This window comes from Cupriavidus sp. L7L, assembly GCF_004353535.1.
Taxonomy (GTDB): domain Bacteria; phylum Pseudomonadota; class Gammaproteobacteria; order Burkholderiales; family Burkholderiaceae; genus Cupriavidus; species Cupriavidus oxalaticus_A.
On sequence record NZ_SMNY01000151.1, the window covers coordinates 1 to 1,310 of the forward strand.

2 protein-coding genes are annotated in these 1,310 nt (G+C 65.5%); both read right to left on the reverse strand.

What is annotated here, in order from left to right; all coding sequences use genetic code 11:
- Positions 1–252, reverse strand: a 252-nt coding sequence (locus E1J61_RS36680; protein ID WP_305791072.1) for a biotin carboxylase N-terminal domain-containing protein, incomplete at its 3' end; no start/stop codon positions are given.
- Between the two features lie 139 nt (positions 253–391).
- Positions 392–1,310 (reverse strand): carboxyl transferase domain-containing protein (locus E1J61_RS36685; RefSeq protein WP_305791069.1); only part of this gene is annotated, 919 nt, incomplete at its 5' end.

The following is a 1,310-nucleotide window of genomic DNA, read 5'->3' on the forward strand; positions in this document are numbered from 1 at the left end:
GAAGCCGTAGCCCGGGTGGATCGCCTGGGCGCCGGTCTCCTTCGCCATCTCGATGATGTGGTCGGCGCGCAGGTAGCTGTCGCGCGCGGCGGCGCCGCCGATATGGACGGCCTCGTCGCAGAAGGCGACGTGGCGGGCATCGGCGTCGGCATCCGAGTACACCGCGACGGTGCGGATGCCGAGCCGGCGGCAGGTAGCGGCCACGCGGCAGGCGATCTCGCCGCGGTTTGCGATCAGGACTTTGGTGAACATGACTTCGCCTTTCGCTCCTCGCGGGGAGCGTTCTTGAATACGATTCTGGGATGCCTGGAGGGCAGGCTTACATGCCGAATTACATGCCGAATTACATGCCGAATTACATGCCGAATTACATGCCGAATTACATGCCGAATTACATGCGGAACACGCCGAATTTCATGTCCTCGATTGGCGCGTTCAGGCTGGCCGACAGGCCCAGCCCCAGCACCGTGCGCGTCTGCGCGGGATCGATCACGCCGTCGTCCCACAGCCGCGCGCTGGCGTAGTACGGGTGGCCCTGGTGCTCGTACTGGTCGCGGATCGGCTGCTTGAACGCATCCTCTTCCTCCGCGCTCCACTTGCCGCCTTTCGCTTCGATACCATCGCGGCGCACCGTCGCCAGCACGCTCGCCGCCTGCTCGCCGCCCATCACCGAGATGCGCGCGTTCGGCCACATCCACAGGAAGCGCGGCGAATAGGCACGCCCGCACATGCCGTAGTTGCCGGCCCCGAATGAGCCGCCGATGATCACCGTGAACTTGGGCACTTGCGCCGTCGCCACCGCGGTCACCATCTTGGCGCCATTGCGGGCGATGCCTTCGTTCTCGTACTTGCGCCCCACCATGAAGCCGGTGATGTTCTGCAGGAACACCAGCGGGATCTTGCGCTGGCAGCACAGCTCGATAAAGTGCGCGCCCTTCAGCGCCGACTCCGAGAACAGGATGCCGTTGTTGGCGACGATGCCGACCGGGTAGCCCCAGATGCGCGCAAAGCCGCACACCAGCGTGGTGCCGTAGCGCGCCTTGAATTCGTCGAACTCGGAGCCGTCGACGATGCGCGCGATCACCTCGCGCACGTCATAGGGCTTGCGCGTGTCGGTGGGGATCACGCCATACAGTTCTTCCACCGGGTACAGCGGCTCGACCGGCTCGTGCAGGCGGATCTGGTCCGGCTTGCGGCGGTTCAGGTGCTGCACGATATTGCGCGCCAGGCTCAGCGCGTGGTGGTCGTTCTGCGCGAAGTAGTCGGCCACGCCGGACAGGCGCGTATGCACGTCGGCGCCGCCCAGGTCC